Genomic DNA, 13577 nt, shown 5'->3' with positions numbered 1-13577 from the left:
CGGTAACGACGTACCCGTGCACTAGCCAGACCGCCACACCGCCCTCCCCCACCCATCGGGTTGCATGAACGCCACTGCCCTCCCCGTTTCCTTGACGGACGCACGCACTGCCAAAGATGCGCGCGCAGACACGCTGTTCCGGCTCACGCTGACCGGCGCCGGCCTGTTCGTCCTGATCTCGCTGATCGCCGCCGCCGTGTCGATGCTGTGGGGTGGTCGCGAAGCCCTGCAGACCTTCGGCCTGGGTTTCTTCACCAGCACCGAGTGGAATGTCGGCACGCGCGAATTCGGCGCGCTGGTGCCGATCTTCGGCACGCTGGTCAGCGCTGGCATCGCCATGCTGATCGCGGTGCCGGTGAGCTTCGGCATCGCCGTCTTCCTGACCGAGGTCGCACCGGCCTGGATGCGCGGCCCGGTCGGCATGGCCATCGAATTGCTGGCCGGCATTCCCTCGATCATCTACGGCATGTGGGGCCTGTTCGTGCTAGCGCCGCAGCTGAGCGAACACGTCTATCCGTGGATCAACGACAACCTGGGCCAATTGCCGCTCGTGGGCGTGCTGCTCTCCGGTCCGCCGCTGGGCATCGGCATGATGACCGCCGGCCTGGTGTTGGCGATCATGGTGATCCCCTTCATCTCGTCGGTGATGCGCGAGGTCTTCCTGACTGTGCCGGGCCGCCTGAAGGAATCGGCTTACGCGCTGGGCTCGACCAAGTGGGAAGTGATCTGGGACATCGTGCTCCCCTACACCCGCTCCGCGGTGATCGGTGGCGTGTTCCTCGGCTTGGGCCGCGCGCTCGGCGAAACGATGGCGGTCACCTTCGTGATCGGCAACGCCTACGCGATAAGCCTGGCGCTGCTGGAACCGGGCACCTCGATCGCCGCCACCATCGCCAACGAGTTCGCCGAAGCCACCGATCCGCTGCACAAGGGCTCGCTGCTGCTGCTCGGCTTCACTCTGTTCGTGCTGACCTTCATTGTGCTGGCGATCGCACGCCTGATGCTGCGCCAGCTCGCCAAGCGGGAGGGCAACTGATGTCCGCTTCGCTCTACACCTGGCGCAAAGTCAAGAATGTCGTCGCGCTCACGCTGTCCATCGCCGCGGCTCTGTTCGGCCTGATGTGGCTGGTCTGGATCCTCTGGACCACGATCACCAAGGGCATGGGCAGCCTCAACCTCGATCTCTTCACCCAGATGACACCGCCGCCGAACGAACCGGGCGGCCTGGCGAATGCGCTGTTCGGCAGCGTGGTGATCAGCCTGCTGGCGATCCTGCTGGGCACGCCGATCGGCATCGCCGCCGGCACCTACCTGGCCGAGTACGCCAACAAGCACTGGCTGGGCGAAACCGTCCGCTTCGTCAACGACATCCTGCTGTCGGCACCGTCCATCGTGCTGGGCCTCTTCATCTACACCGTGATGGTGGCGCAGATGGGGCACTACTCGGCATGGGCCGGTGCGGTGGCGCTGGCGTTCATCGCGCTGCCGGTGATCGTGCGCACCACCGACGAGATGCTGCGGCTGGTACCGCAGCAGATGCGCGAGGCCGCGCTGTCGCTGGGCGTGCCGCAGTGGAAGGTCACCACCCAGGTGCTGATGCGTTCGGCGTTGCCGGGCATCGTCACCGGCATCCTGCTGGCGCTGGCGCGCATCAGCGGCGAAACCGCACCGCTGTTGTTCACCGCCTTCAACAACCAGTTCTGGAGCACCGACCTCAACCAGTCGATGGCCAACCTGCCGATGGTCATCTTCCAATACGCGATGAGCCCCTACGACTCCTGGAATTCGCTGGCCTGGGCCGGCGCCTTCCTGGTCACCGGCATGGTGCTGATCCTCAGCCTGATTGCGCGAACCATCCTTCTTCGAAACAAGGTGACCCATGAATGACGCCGCCCGCATTGCCGTGGTGACGCCGCAACGCCACGACGACCTCGCCGCGCCCGCCAGCGTGAAGCTGGCCGCCAAGGGCCTAGATTTCTACTACGGCGACTTCCACGCGTTGAAGAACATCAACCTGGAGATCCCGGAGAAGCGCGTCACCGCGCTGATCGGTCCCTCCGGCTGCGGCAAGTCCACCCTGCTGCGCGTCTTCAACCGCATCTACTCGCTGTACCCGAAGCTGCGTGCCGCTGGCGATGTGCTGCTGGATGGCGAGAACATCCTGGACCCCAAGTACCCGATGAACCGCCTGCGCAGCAAGGTGGGCATGGTGTTCCAGAAGCCGGTGCCGTTCCCGATGACGATCTATGAAAACGTCGCGTACGGCATCCGCCACCACGAGCGCCTGAACAAGGCGGACATGGATGTGCGCGTCGAACAGGCGCTCCGCCAGGCCGCGTTGTGGGAAGAAGCCAAGGACAAGCTGAAGCAGAGCGCGCTGGGCCTCTCCGGTGGCCAGCAGCAGCGGCTGTGCATCGCGCGCGCCGTCGCCCTGCGCCCGGACGTGATCCTGCTGGACGAACCGACCTCCGCCCTGGATCCCATTTCGACCAGCAAGATCGAACAGCTGATCGAAGAACTGAAGCACCAGTACACCATCGCGATCGTGACGCACAACATGCAGCAGGCCGCGCGCGTGTCCGACTACACGGCCTTCATGTACCTGGGCGAGCTGGTCGAACACGACGCCACGTCGACGATCTTCTCCAACCCCGGCAAGCAACAGACCGAAGACTACATCACCGGACGTTTCGGCTGAGGACGCCCATGAACACACAACCCAACGACCATATCGTGAAGAGCTACGACGAAGAACAGCGCCGCCTGGTGGCCGAGATCGTCCGCATGGGCGAGACCGCCGTCGCCCAGCTGGAGGCCGCGCTGGACGTGGTCGAACGCCGCGACGACAAGGCCGCCCAACGCATCATCGCCAACGATGAGGCCATCGACGCCATCGAGCACCAGGTCAGCCACGACGTGATGCACCTGGCCTTGCGTGGCCCGATGGCGCGCGACCTGCGCGAGATCCTCGCCGGCTTGCGGATCCCGGCCGACATCGAGCGCATCGGCGACTACGCCGCGAACGTCGCCAAGCGCTCCATCGCCCTCAACGTGTCGCCGCCGATGCCGCAGATCACCGGCCTGCGTGCGCTCGGCAAGCTGGCGGCCCGCCAGGTGCGCGATGTTCTGGTCGCGTACCAGAACGGCGACGCGGAACAGGCCGTGCAAGTGCGCGAGCGCGATGCCGAGCTGGACGCGCATTACACCGCGCTGTTCCGCGAGCTGCTGACCTACATGATGGAAGACCCGCGCAACATCACGCCGTGCACGCATCTGCTGTTCATGGCCAAGAACCTGGAGCGGATCGGCGACCACGCCACCAACATCGCCGAGAACGTGTGGTTCCTGGTGCATGGCGAACAGCCGCTGCCGCCGCGGGCCAAGCGCGACGACACCAGCACCACCGGCGCCGTCTGATTCCTGCGCCGCACCGCAACACGCGACAGGCCCCGCTCCGGCGGGGCTTGTCCGTTCAGGGCCTGGCACCAACGGGCCGCTAACGTCCGGCCGCTACAATCCCGCCACGCTGGTGCGGATCCCCCGCACGCTCTGGGAGAGAACACGATGTCCAAGACCACCAAACCCGCTGCTGTCGCTGTCGCGCTGGCGGGCGGCATCCTGCTGGCCGGTTCGAGCTTCGCGATGGAGCCGCTCGCACAGGGTTACCTGCTGGCCGCGCCCGAAGCCGCGAAAGCCGGCGAAGGCAAGTGCGGTGAAGGCAAATGCGGCGAGGGCAAGTGCGGCATGGCCAAGGCCGACACCGACAAGGACGGCAAGGTCTCGCAGGCCGAGTTCGCCGCCGCCCATCCGGACAAGGCGGCCGACTTCGCCGGCATCGACACCAACAAGGACGGCTTTATCGACGCCGCCGAGCACAAGGCCCACGCCGGTGCGAAGGGTGCCGAGGGCAAGTGCGGTGAAGGCAAGTGTGGCGAAGGTAAGTGCGGCGCCGACAAGAAGACCGGCGACAAGTAAGCCTGCGCGAAAGGGTCCCGGCGCCTCCGCCGGGACCCTATGCCCTCCTGCATGACCACACCCCTGCCCACCGCCTCTGCAGGCCTTGGCTTGCGCCGTGCGCTGCTCGATGACCTGCTGAGTGCGCCCGCGGGGAGCTTCGACTTCCTCGAGTGCGCACCCGACAACTGGATCGGCGTGGGCGGCCGTTACGGCGAAGCATTGCGCGGACTGTCCGCCCGTTATCCGATCACGTGCCACGGACTGTCGCTGTCACTGGGCGGCATGGCGCCGCTGGACGACACCTTCCTCGCGCGCACCCGTCGCTTCCTCGACCAGCACGGCGTATCGCTCTACAGCGAGCACTTGAGCTACTGCAGCGACGACGGCCATCTGTACGACCTGATGCCGATCCCGTTCACCGAGGAAGCCGTGCACCATGTCGCCGCGCGCATCCGCCAGGCACAAGATGCCCTGGGCCGGCGCATCGCGGTCGAGAACGTCTCTTACTACGCCGCGCCCTACCAGGCGATGGCGGAAGCCGACTTCGTTCGCGCGGTGCTCGACGAAGCCGACTGCGACCTGTTGCTGGACGTCAACAACATCTTCGTCAATGCCATCAACCATGGCTACGACGCGCGCGCTTTCCTGGCCCGCATGCCGTCGGCGCGGATCGCGTCGTACCACATCGCCGGCCACTACGACGAAGCCGACGACCTGAAGGTGGACACTCATGGCGCACCAGTGAAGGACGATGTCTGGTCGCTGCTGTCGCTGGCATACGAACAGCATGGCGTACGCCCCACCCTGCTCGAACGCGATTTCAACTTCCCGCCGCTGGCAGAGCTCGCCGCGGAAGTGCAGTGCATCCGCCACGCGCAGGTCGCACACGCAAGCGCGAGCGCACGCACGACCCATGGCTGACACCCTGCACGACCAACAGTTCGCGCTGTCACGGCATCTGCGGGACCCCTCCGCGCACCCGCCGCCGCCCGGCATCGAGGAGCGGCGGCTCGCGGTCTATCGCGACCTGTTCTTCAACAACATCGAAGGGCTGTTGGCCGGCAATTTCCCGGTGATCCGCAAGACCCTGGGCGATGATGCCTGGCGCCGCCTGGTGCGGGACTTCTACGCCAACCATCGCAGCCACACGCCGCTGTTCCCCGAGGTCGCGCGCGAGTTCATCCGCTTCCTCGAAACCCGCGCGGATGATGGCGATCCGTCGTGGTTGCGCGAACTCGCTCACTACGAATGGGTGGAGCTGGCACTGCAGATCGCAGACGACACCGTGCCCCCGCATGATCCGGAAGGCGACCTGCTCGCGGGCGTGCCCGTGGTGTCGCCGTTCGCATGGGCGCTGGCGTACCAGTGGCCGGTGCATCGCGTCGGTCCCGACTACCAGCCCGACGTGCCTCCCGCCGAACCCACATGTTTGCTCGTGCGGCGTGGCGACGACCAGCAGGTGCGGTTCGCCGCGATCTCGCCGCTGGTCTACCGGCTGGTCGAACTCCTGGGTACGCGAGAGCGCAGCGGGGACGACGTCCTTCGCCAGCTCGCCGACGAGGCCGGCGTCGATGACGTGCCCGCCTTCATCGAGCAGGGTGCCGCCATGCTGCAGCGCATGCGCGAGGAAGGCACGCTGGTGGGTGTGGAACCCGCCCCACAGTAGTCGCGACCGGCAACACTCACGCGCGGTTGTGGTTCCAGCACGGGAAGCGGCCGCGCCGTCTGCTACCCTTCCGCGCATGGAAAACGCCGCCGAAACCGCCCGCATCACACCCATGGCCCACCGCTTCCGCGGCTACCTGCCGGTCGTGGTGGATGTGGAAACCGGCGGCTTCGATTGGAACCGGCACGCCCTGCTCGAACTGGCCGCAGTCCCGCTCGACTTGGATGAGAACGGCCTGCTGGTGCCCGGCACCACCTCCAGCGTGCACCTGCATCCGGCGCCCGGCCTGGAGATCGATCCCAAGTCGCTCGAAGTCACCGGTATCGACCTCGACCACCCCTTCCGCTTCGCCAAGCACGAGAAGGACGCGCTGGACCACGTGTTCGCGCCGGTGCGCGCGGCGGTCAAGAAGCACGGCTGCCAGCGCGCGATCCTGGTCGGCCACAACGCGCACTTCGACCTGAACTTCCTCAACGCTGCGGTCGCGCGCGTCGGCCACAAGCGCAACCCGTTCCATCCCTTCAGCGTGTTTGACACGGTGACGCTGGCCGGCGTGGCCTACGGCCAAACCGTGCTTGCGCGTGCCGTCGCCGCTGCCGGTTTCGATTGGAACGCCGAGGACGCGCACTCCGCCGTCTACGACGCCGAGCAGACCGCCCGCCTGTTCTGCACGATCGCGAACGCGTGGCCGCGGCCGTTGGCCTGAGATTCCGCGTGAGCCTGCGATGCAGCTGACTGCGCTCCTGGCCGACCTCACGACGCTGCATGTCGACGCCATCGTCAACGCGGCGAACTCATCGCTGCTCGGCGGTGGCGGTGTCGACGGCGCCATCCATCGCGCCGCCGGGCCGGAGCTTGTCGCCGAATGCCGCCTGCTGGGCGGCTGCCGCACAGGCGAAGCGAAGATCACCCGCGGCTATCGATTACCCGCGCGCCATGTGATCCACACCGTCGGCCCGGTCTGGCGCGGCGGCGATGAAGGCGAGCCCACGCTGCTGGAAGCCTGCTACCGCAACAGTCTCGCGCTGGCGGCGCGGCATGGCGTGCTCAGTATCGCGTTTCCCTGCATCAGTACCGGCATCTACGGGTATCCCCCCGATCTCGCAGCGCGCGTGGCGGTCGATACGGTGCGCACCACCCTGGCCAATGCGACGTTGCCGTCGAGCGTGACCTTCTGCTGCTTTTCCCAGGACGATCTCGCGCTCTACCGCGCGTTGCTGGCCTAGCCTTCGCCGCTGCCCGCCGACTCCACCGGCGCGCGCGCCGTCATCGCTGCGCCCGCGGATGCGACGATGATCGCGACGATCGCCAGCCACTGCAGCACGCTGAGTTGTTCGTGCAGGAACAGCAGGCCGCACAATGCACCGATGGCGGGTTCCAGGCTCATCAGCATGCCGAACGTACGGGTCGGCAATTTCGTCAGCGCGACCATTTCCAGGCTGTACGGCAAGGCCGTTGACAACAACGCGACCGCGAACGCGATCGGCAGCAGCGCCGGCGACAGCAGCGCGGTGCCGGCATGCGCGACACCGAACGGCACGGCGACCACCGCGGCAATGCAGGTTCCCAGCGCGACCGTCTGCGGACCATGTTCGTTGCCCGCCTTCTGCCCGAACACGATGTACAGCGCCCAGCATGTGCCCGCACCCAACGCATAGGCCACGCCCATCGGGTCCAGCGCCTGCGTGCCCTGTTTCGGCACAAGCAGCACCAGCCCCAGCACCGCGAGCGCCACCCAGACGACGTCGCGCAGGTGCCGCGAACCGAACAGCGCCACCGCTAGCGGCCCGGTGAATTCGAGCGCGATGGCGATACCCAGCGGCACCGTTTCCAGCGACTTGTAGAACATCAGGTTCATCAGGCCCAACGAGATGCCGTACGCCAGCAATGCGGGCCACTGGTGCCGCTCGACGCGCATGCGCCAGGGGCGGAACACCGCGACCAGCAGCAGCGTCGCCAGGGCCAGGCGCAGCGCGGTTGCCCCCGTCGCACCGACGGCGGGAAACAGATGCTTGGCCAGCGATGCACCCGACTGGATGGACACCATGGCGACCAGCAGCAGGGCGATCGGCTGCCAGCGCGATGCAGCGGGAGAAGACGAGACGAACTTCATTGGGAAGACTACCTGCCAGGGCACGCGGAGCGCCCTGTGCTTGTGGGGGATACGATTGCGCACTATATTGCGCAATCGAAGCTTAGCCTATGCGCAATATATTGCGCAACCCCTATCCATGAGCGTACTTGAACACGTGGCCGAGAACGTCCGCCGTCTGCGGACAGCCGCCGGCCTCAGCCAGCAAGCCCTGGCCGAGACGGCCGACGTCAGTCGGCGGATGCTGGTCGGCATCGAATCCGGCGACGCCAATGTCAGCCTGAACACCCTGGACCGCATCGCTGAAGCCCTGCAGGTCAGCTTCGCCGACCTGGTGAAAGCCCCCACCAACGACCTGCGCCGCATCGAAGCCCTCGCCTGGCAGGGACGCACACCAGGGTCCCGGGCGGTGCTGCTGGCCACCGCGCCGGCGGCGCACGATGTCGAACTGTGGGCGTGGACCCTGATGCCCGGCGATCGCTACACCTGCGGCGCGGATCCCGCCGGCTGGCATGAGATGTTCTTCGTCATCGAGGGGCAACTGGTGGTGGAGCTGCCGGAAGGCGAACAGACCGTTGACGCCGGCGACTTCTTCGTTTTCCCCAGCGACCGCGACTACGCCTACCGCAATGGCGCCGATACGCCGTTGCGCTTCATCCGCAACGTCGTGCACTGAGCCACGAGAGCATCACTTCGCCGGTGCGATGCCGTGCCGGCGCAGGACATCGCGCACGCGATCCAGCGGGATCGCTTCCACCGTCTCGCCATTGCCGCTGACGGTGGTCGCCATGAACAGCGCGTTGTAGATCGCTTCCTCGACCGCATCGACGCTGGCCTGGAACACCGCGGTGGTCTGTTCGTTCGCCAGTTCGCGGGTGTCCAGGCGCGGTGCGTCGAATGCACGGCGTACGGAGTCCGCGGTGGAGAACGCGATGATGTAGTCGCCACTGCCGTTGGAAGCAGCGCTGCCGGTGCGCCCCAGCCCCATCATGCCGCGTGAGGCGAGCCGGCGCAGGTTGCGGTCGCCGAGGGGCGCATCGGTGGCGATGACGATGATGATGGAGCCGTCGCCTCGGTCGTCCGCGCGGCCGCGTGCACCGTTCGCGTTCGCCGCCACGGCGTTCTGGAATGCGTAGCGGTCCAGCTCACGCCCCACCGGCGCACCGGATACCTGCAGCACGCCACCGAAATTGGCCTGCACCAGCACACCCACCGTCCACCCGCCCAGCGATGCAGGAAGTTTGCGCGACGACGTGCCGATGCCGCCTTTCCAACCGAACGCCACGGTCCCCGTACCCGCGCCGACGCTGCCTTCCTGCACGACACCATCGCGGGCGGTGTCCAGCGCGCGTCGCACGGCCTCGGCGGTGACCGGGCGGGCGCGGATGTCGTTGAGGCCACCATCGTTGGTCTCGCCGACCATGACGTTGAGCGACCGCACCTGCTGCATGTCGGGACGCTCCAGCATCCAGGCCGCCATCGCGTCGGCGGCCTTCCACACGCACAAGGTGCAGGTCAGCATGATGGGGGTTTCGAGTTCGCCCAGTTCGTTGACCTGGGTGCTGCCGATGAACTTGCCGAAGCCGTTGCCGACATGCACGGCAGCAGGCACGCGCGAACGGTAGGTGTTGCCAGGATGCGGCAGGATCGCAGTAACGCCCGTGCGCACGGTGTCGCCTTCCACCAGCGTCACCTGGCCGACCCGCACGCCGGCCACGTCGGTGATCGCGTTGTGCGTGCCGGGTGCGAAGATGCCCGGCGCTACGCCAAGATCGCGAGCGCGTGCACGCGGTGCATCCTGCGCGAAAACACTGGCGGAAACGGCGGCGAGCAGCAGCGCCGCCAGCCGGATCGAGGAACGGTGCGGCGCAGCGGGCATGCGGATTCCTTTATTGGCGTTGGCGGACGGCTTCGAACAGGGTGACGCCGGCGGCGACCGACACGTTGAGGCTTTCGATCTCGCCGGGCATGGGAATCTTCACCAAGCCATCGCAGTTCTCTCGCGTCAACCGGCGCAGGCCGTCGGCTTCGCCGCCCAGCACCAGCGCCACGTTGCCGCGCAGGTCGAGCGAGTACAGCGATGCCTCCGCTTCGCCGGCGAGGCCGTAGATCCACACGCCCAGCTGCTGCAGGTCGCGCAGGCAGCGCGACAGGTTGGTGACCTGCACCACCGGGATGGTGTCCGCGGCGCCGGCCGAGGTCTTGCGCACGGTGGCATTCACGCCCACCGACTTGTCCTTGGGAATCACGACCGCGGTGACACCGGCCGCCGCGGCGCTGCGCAGGCAGGCGCCCAGGTTGTGCGGATCCTGCACGCCATCCAGCACCAGCAGCAGTGCCTTGCCTTCGGCGGCCTCGACCAGGCCCTGCAGCTCGCCCTCGTCCCAGGTCTTCGCGGCGGCATAGCGCGCGGCGACGCCCTGGTGGCGCAGCGAACCCGCCACACCGTCGAGCGCCTGCCCGGTGACGCGGCGCACGTCGATGCCCTTGCGGCGTGCGTTCTCCTCGATCTCGGTCAGGCGTGCGTTCTTGCTGCCGCCCTCGACCAGCACCTCGCGCACGTTGTCGGCATCGTTCTCGATAGCCGAGGCCACCGCGTTGACGCCGACGATCCACTGGTTCTGCTTGCTCATGCGCTGTACGGCCGCCCTGGAAAGGCCGGCATTATCGCACCGACCCGTCGCTCAGCGCGGCGGCCAGGCCGGCGTGTCGTGGTCCGGGTGCTGGAACGACACCACATCGGCGAGGAACGCGGCCGCGGCCTCGTCCTCCTCGGTGCGCCGCTGCGGCAGCGCCGGCAAGCCATCCACGTAGGGAAGCTTGCCTTCGATGCCGTACTGCACCCAGGGGGCCAGTCCGGCCGGATCGTCGAAGGCGCCCGCCGCCACGGCCACGCCGTCCGGCGCTTCGTACGTGAGCGGCGTGCCGCAATCGCTACAGAAGCCGCGCTGGACCACGTTCGACGAGCGGAAGCGCTTCGGCGCTCCACGCGTCCATTCGAGCCGCGCGCCTCGCGTCGACACCAGCGGCGCGTAGTAGGCCCCGAACGCCTTCTGGCACATCCGGCAATGGCAGATGGACGCGTCCGTCAGTTCGCCGGTGACACGGAAACGGATCGCGCCGCACTGGCAGCCACCGGTACGGACCGCCTCGCCCATGGCTCAGTACTTCTTCTTGGTGCGCTTGGCGGGTTGGCCGCGCGGCGGGGGCGGCGGCAAGCCGCTGTCCTTGGTCTTGTCCTCGACCAGGCGGAAGTCGATCTTGCGGTCTTCCAGGCTGGCCTTGAGCACGATGATGCGCACACGGTCGCCGAGGCGGTACGACAGGCCCCGGCGCTCGCCCGACAGCGTCTTCCGCGTCGGGTCGAAGTGGTAGTAGTCCTGCGGGAGCTGGGTCACGTGGACCAGGCCGTTGACCTTGGACTCGTCCAACTCCACGAACAGGCCGAAACTGGTGACGCCACTGATGACGCCATCGAACTGGCCACCGACATGCTTTTCCATCCAGGCCGCGCGATAACGCTCGTCGACTTCGCGCTCCGCCTCGTCGGCACGGCGCTCGCGCTCGGAACACTGCAACGCCAGCGCCGCCATGTCGCGCGACGAATACTGGAAGGCATCGGGCTTCTGCTTCGTCAACCCGTGCTTGATCGCACGATGCACCAGCAGGTCGGGATAACGGCGGATCGGCGAAGTGAAGTGCGCGTAAGCCGCCAGCGCCAGGCCGAAGTGGCCGACGTTGTCGGGCGCGTACACCGCCAGGCTCTGGCTGCGCAGCAGCACCGATTCCAGCAAGGCGGCGTCCGGACGCTCGCGTACCTTCTTCAGCAACTGGGTGAAATCCTTCGGCTGCACCTTGCCCCAGGACGGCATCGACAACTTGAATTCCTTCAGGAATTCCAGCAGGTCCGCGTACTTGGTTTCCGGCGGCTTGTCGTGGATGCGGTACGGCGCGGGAATATGCGCGGCCAGCAGGTATTTCGCCGCTTCCACATTGGCGGCGATCATGCACTCCTCGATCAGCTTGTGCGCATCGTTGCGCACCAGCATGCCGGCCTGGGTGACCTCGCCGCGATTGTCCAGCACGAAGCGGACTTCCGAACTTTCGAACTCGATCGCGCCACGCGTAGCGCGCGCTTTCGCCAGCACGTGGTACAGCTGGTACAACCGCTCGACGTGCGGCAGCACCGCGGCGATCTGCGTGCGGGTCTCTTCATCGTTCTCGCCGACGGCCTTCCACACCTGCGTGTAGGTCAGGCGCGCATGCGAGTTCATCACCGCTTCGTAGAACTTCGACTGCGTCACTTCACCGTCGCGATTGACGTGCATGTCGCAGACGAAGGTCATGCGGTCGACCTTCGGGTTCAGCGAACAGATGCCGTTGGACAGCGTCTCCGGCAGCATCGGCACCACGAATCCTGGGAAATACACCGAGGTCGCGCGCTTTTGCGCCTCATCATCCAGCGGCGTGCCGGGACGCACGTAGTGCGACACGTCGGCGATGGCGACGATCAGACGGAAGCCGTCGCGCGTGGGCTCGCAGTAGACGGCATCATCGAAATCCTTCGCGTCTTCGCCGTCGATCGTCACCAGCGGCGTGGACCGCAGGTCGACGCGGTCGCCGATCATCGTCGGCTCGACGACCAGCGGCACCGCGGTGGCTTCGTCCAGCACTTCCTGCGGAAACTCGTGCGGCAGGTTGTGTCCGTGGATGGCGGCCTCGACGACGAGCGACGGCGTCAGGCTGTCGCCGAGCACGGCGATCACCTTGCCGATGGGCGGGCGGCGTGCATCCGGCGCCTGGGTCAGTTCGACCACGACCAGTTGGCCATCGCGCGCACCACCGGTCGCATCCTGCGGGATCTGAACGTTGCGCTGGATGCGTTTGTCGTCCGGCGCCACGTAGGCGATGCCCACCTCGAAACCGAAGCGCCCGATCAGGCGGGTGACGCCGCGTTCCAGCACGCGCGCGATGCTGCCTTCGCGGCGGCCGCGGCGATCGATGCCGGTGACGTTGGCCAACGCACGGTCGCCATGCATGACCTTGCGCATTTCGTAGGGCGGCAGGAACAGATCGTCGCCACCGCCGGTGTCCGGCCGCAGGAAACCGAAGCCGTCGGGGTTCGCGATCACCGTGCCGGCGATCAGGTCGGTGTGCTGTACCGGCGCGAAGCCGCCGCGGCGGTTCTGCACCAGTTGGCCGTCGCGGACCATCGCGCCGAGCCGCTTGGACAGCGCATCGAAACGGTCGGGCGCGTCCAGGCCCAACGGTCCCGCGATTTCCTCGGCGGTCTGCGGGCCCTCGGCCGCTTCCAGAAAGCCGAGGATGGCTTCGCGGCTGGCGATGGGCTGTTCGTAGCGTTGGGCTTCACGCTGTGCGTGCGGATCGACGAAGCGTCCCGCAGCGCGCGGCGGCGGACCGGCGCGATGGGGGGCCGGCGCACCGGGTTTGGTACGGCCGCCCGATGCGGGCAGGTCGGGCATCCAGGGCGGCAGGCTCTTCTTGGCCGGTTTGCCCGGCTTGCCGGCGGGCTTGCCCGCCTTGCCGAAGGTGTTGCGGGAGGCCGGCTTCGCGCCGGCCTTGGCGGACGCGGCGGGCTTCTTGCCGCCGCCCGTGGGAGTCTTCTTGGTCATCGGCGCATCGTACACCCCGCCTGAACAACACCGCGCGAAGACACCCGTTGACATTCCCCTGCCCTGTCCTCAAAATGCGCGCCTCGCTTACCTGCCCAGGTGGCGGAATTGGTAGACGCACTAGTTTCAGGTACTAGCGGGTAAAACCGTGGAGGTTCGAGTCCTCTCCTGGGCACCACGCAAAACGAAACCCTCGCGCAAGCGGGGGTTTTTCGTTTCCGGTCTCCTG

Annotated in this window: 15 protein-coding genes and 1 tRNA gene; 11 read left to right on the top strand and 5 right to left on the bottom strand. The window is 67.0% G+C overall.

The features are described from left to right. Nucleotides 1-64: 64 nt before the first annotated feature. The 9 genes from pstC to BM365_RS16030 all read left to right on the top strand — a co-directional run bounded on the left by pstC (nucleotide 65) and on the right by BM365_RS16030 (nucleotide 6849). Nucleotides 65-1036 carry a phosphate ABC transporter permease subunit PstC gene (pstC, locus tag BM365_RS16070; RefSeq protein WP_093490483.1) on the top strand — a complete coding sequence of 324 codons (972 nt, stop codon included), beginning with the start codon at nucleotides 65-67 and terminating at the stop codon, nucleotides 1034-1036. Further along, nucleotides 1036-1887, top strand: coding sequence for a phosphate ABC transporter permease PstA (gene pstA, locus BM365_RS16065; protein WP_093490482.1), 852 nt, complete (start codon nucleotides 1036-1038; stop codon nucleotides 1885-1887). Before pstC ends, pstA begins: the two co-directional genes overlap by 1 nt. Beyond that, nucleotides 1880-2698: a phosphate ABC transporter ATP-binding protein PstB gene (pstB, locus tag BM365_RS16060; protein ID WP_093490481.1), complete on the top strand. Its 819-nt coding sequence runs from the start codon at nucleotides 1880-1882 to the stop codon at nucleotides 2696-2698. The genes pstA and pstB overlap by 8 nt, the downstream gene beginning before the upstream one ends. Before the next feature lie 8 nt (nucleotides 2699-2706). Further along, nucleotides 2707-3417, top strand: coding sequence for a phosphate signaling complex protein PhoU (gene phoU, locus BM365_RS16055; protein WP_093490480.1), 711 nt, complete (start codon nucleotides 2707-2709; stop codon nucleotides 3415-3417). A gap of 147 nt (nucleotides 3418-3564) precedes the next feature. Then, nucleotides 3565-3975: an HvfA family oxazolone/thioamide-modified RiPP metallophore gene (locus tag BM365_RS16050; RefSeq protein WP_093490479.1), complete on the top strand. Its 411-nt coding sequence runs from the start codon at nucleotides 3565-3567 to the stop codon at nucleotides 3973-3975. Between the two features lie 51 nt (nucleotides 3976-4026). After that, nucleotides 4027-4878, top strand: a complete 852-nt coding sequence (locus BM365_RS16045; RefSeq protein WP_093490478.1) for an HvfB family MNIO-type RiPP peptide maturase — start codon at nucleotides 4027-4029, stop codon at nucleotides 4876-4878. Continuing rightward, the gene (locus tag BM365_RS16040) at nucleotides 4871-5623 is read left to right on the top strand and encodes an HvfC family RiPP maturation protein (RefSeq protein ID WP_093490477.1); all 753 of its coding nucleotides are present in this window, start codon (nucleotides 4871-4873) and stop codon (nucleotides 5621-5623) included. Before BM365_RS16045 ends, BM365_RS16040 begins: the two co-directional genes overlap by 8 nt. 76 nt (nucleotides 5624-5699) lie before the next feature. Continuing rightward, on the top strand, nucleotides 5700-6329 hold the full coding sequence (gene rnt / locus BM365_RS16035) for a ribonuclease T (RefSeq protein WP_093490476.1): 630 nt from the start codon (nucleotides 5700-5702) through the stop codon (nucleotides 6327-6329). A gap of 19 nt (nucleotides 6330-6348) precedes the next feature. Next, a complete protein-coding gene (locus tag BM365_RS16030) occupies nucleotides 6349-6849 on the top strand; it encodes an O-acetyl-ADP-ribose deacetylase (RefSeq protein ID WP_093490475.1) in 501 nt (166 codons plus the stop codon). Here BM365_RS16030 and rhtA read toward each other — a convergent pair. Continuing rightward, complete coding sequence (rhtA, locus tag BM365_RS16025) at nucleotides 6846-7736, bottom strand: threonine/homoserine exporter RhtA (protein ID WP_093490474.1); 891 nt, start codon at nucleotides 7734-7736, stop codon at nucleotides 6846-6848. The two genes, BM365_RS16030 and rhtA, sit on opposite strands and share 4 nt — an antisense overlap. 118 nt (nucleotides 7737-7854) lie before the next feature. Here rhtA and BM365_RS16020 point away from each other — a divergent pair, with 118 nt between their 5' ends. Then, complete coding sequence (locus tag BM365_RS16020; protein WP_093490473.1) at nucleotides 7855-8391, top strand: helix-turn-helix domain-containing protein; 537 nt, start codon at nucleotides 7855-7857, stop codon at nucleotides 8389-8391. Nucleotides 8392-8403: 12 nt separating this feature from the next. On the opposite strand, the gene BM365_RS16015 is transcribed toward BM365_RS16020, so the two are convergent. Genes BM365_RS16015 through rnr form a run of 4 tightly spaced genes read right to left on the bottom strand, consistent with a single transcriptional unit; the run spans nucleotide 8404 to nucleotide 13198 of the window. Further along, on the bottom strand, nucleotides 8404-9594 hold the full coding sequence (locus BM365_RS16015) for a DmpA family aminopeptidase (RefSeq protein WP_093490472.1): 1191 nt from the start codon (nucleotides 9592-9594) through the stop codon (nucleotides 8404-8406). A gap of 10 nt (nucleotides 9595-9604) precedes the next feature. Further along, nucleotides 9605-10348 (bottom strand): 23S rRNA (guanosine(2251)-2'-O)-methyltransferase RlmB, encoded by a 744-nt coding sequence (gene rlmB, locus BM365_RS16010; protein WP_093490471.1) that lies wholly within the window; start codon nucleotides 10346-10348, stop codon nucleotides 9605-9607. 51 nt (nucleotides 10349-10399) lie between these two features. Next, nucleotides 10400-10873: a GFA family protein gene (locus BM365_RS16005; RefSeq protein ID WP_093490470.1), complete on the bottom strand. Its 474-nt coding sequence runs from the start codon at nucleotides 10871-10873 to the stop codon at nucleotides 10400-10402. A 3-nt stretch (nucleotides 10874-10876) separates the two neighbouring features. After that, entirely contained in the window at nucleotides 10877-13198 is a 2322-nt protein-coding gene (rnr, locus tag BM365_RS16000) for a ribonuclease R (RefSeq protein WP_233210883.1), read from the bottom strand. A 243-nt stretch (nucleotides 13199-13441) separates the two neighbouring features. On the opposite strand from rnr, the gene BM365_RS15995 reads away from it, so the two are divergent. After that, nucleotides 13442-13526, top strand: a tRNA-Leu gene (locus tag BM365_RS15995). Nucleotides 13527-13577 lie beyond the last annotated feature (51 nt).

Source organism: Pseudoxanthomonas sp. YR558 (assembly GCF_900116385.1).
In the GTDB taxonomy this organism is placed as follows: Bacteria; Pseudomonadota; Gammaproteobacteria; order Xanthomonadales; family Xanthomonadaceae; genus Pseudoxanthomonas_A.
The sequence above is the reverse complement of the archived record's forward strand: the minus strand, read 5'-3'. Positions and strand labels throughout refer to the sequence as shown.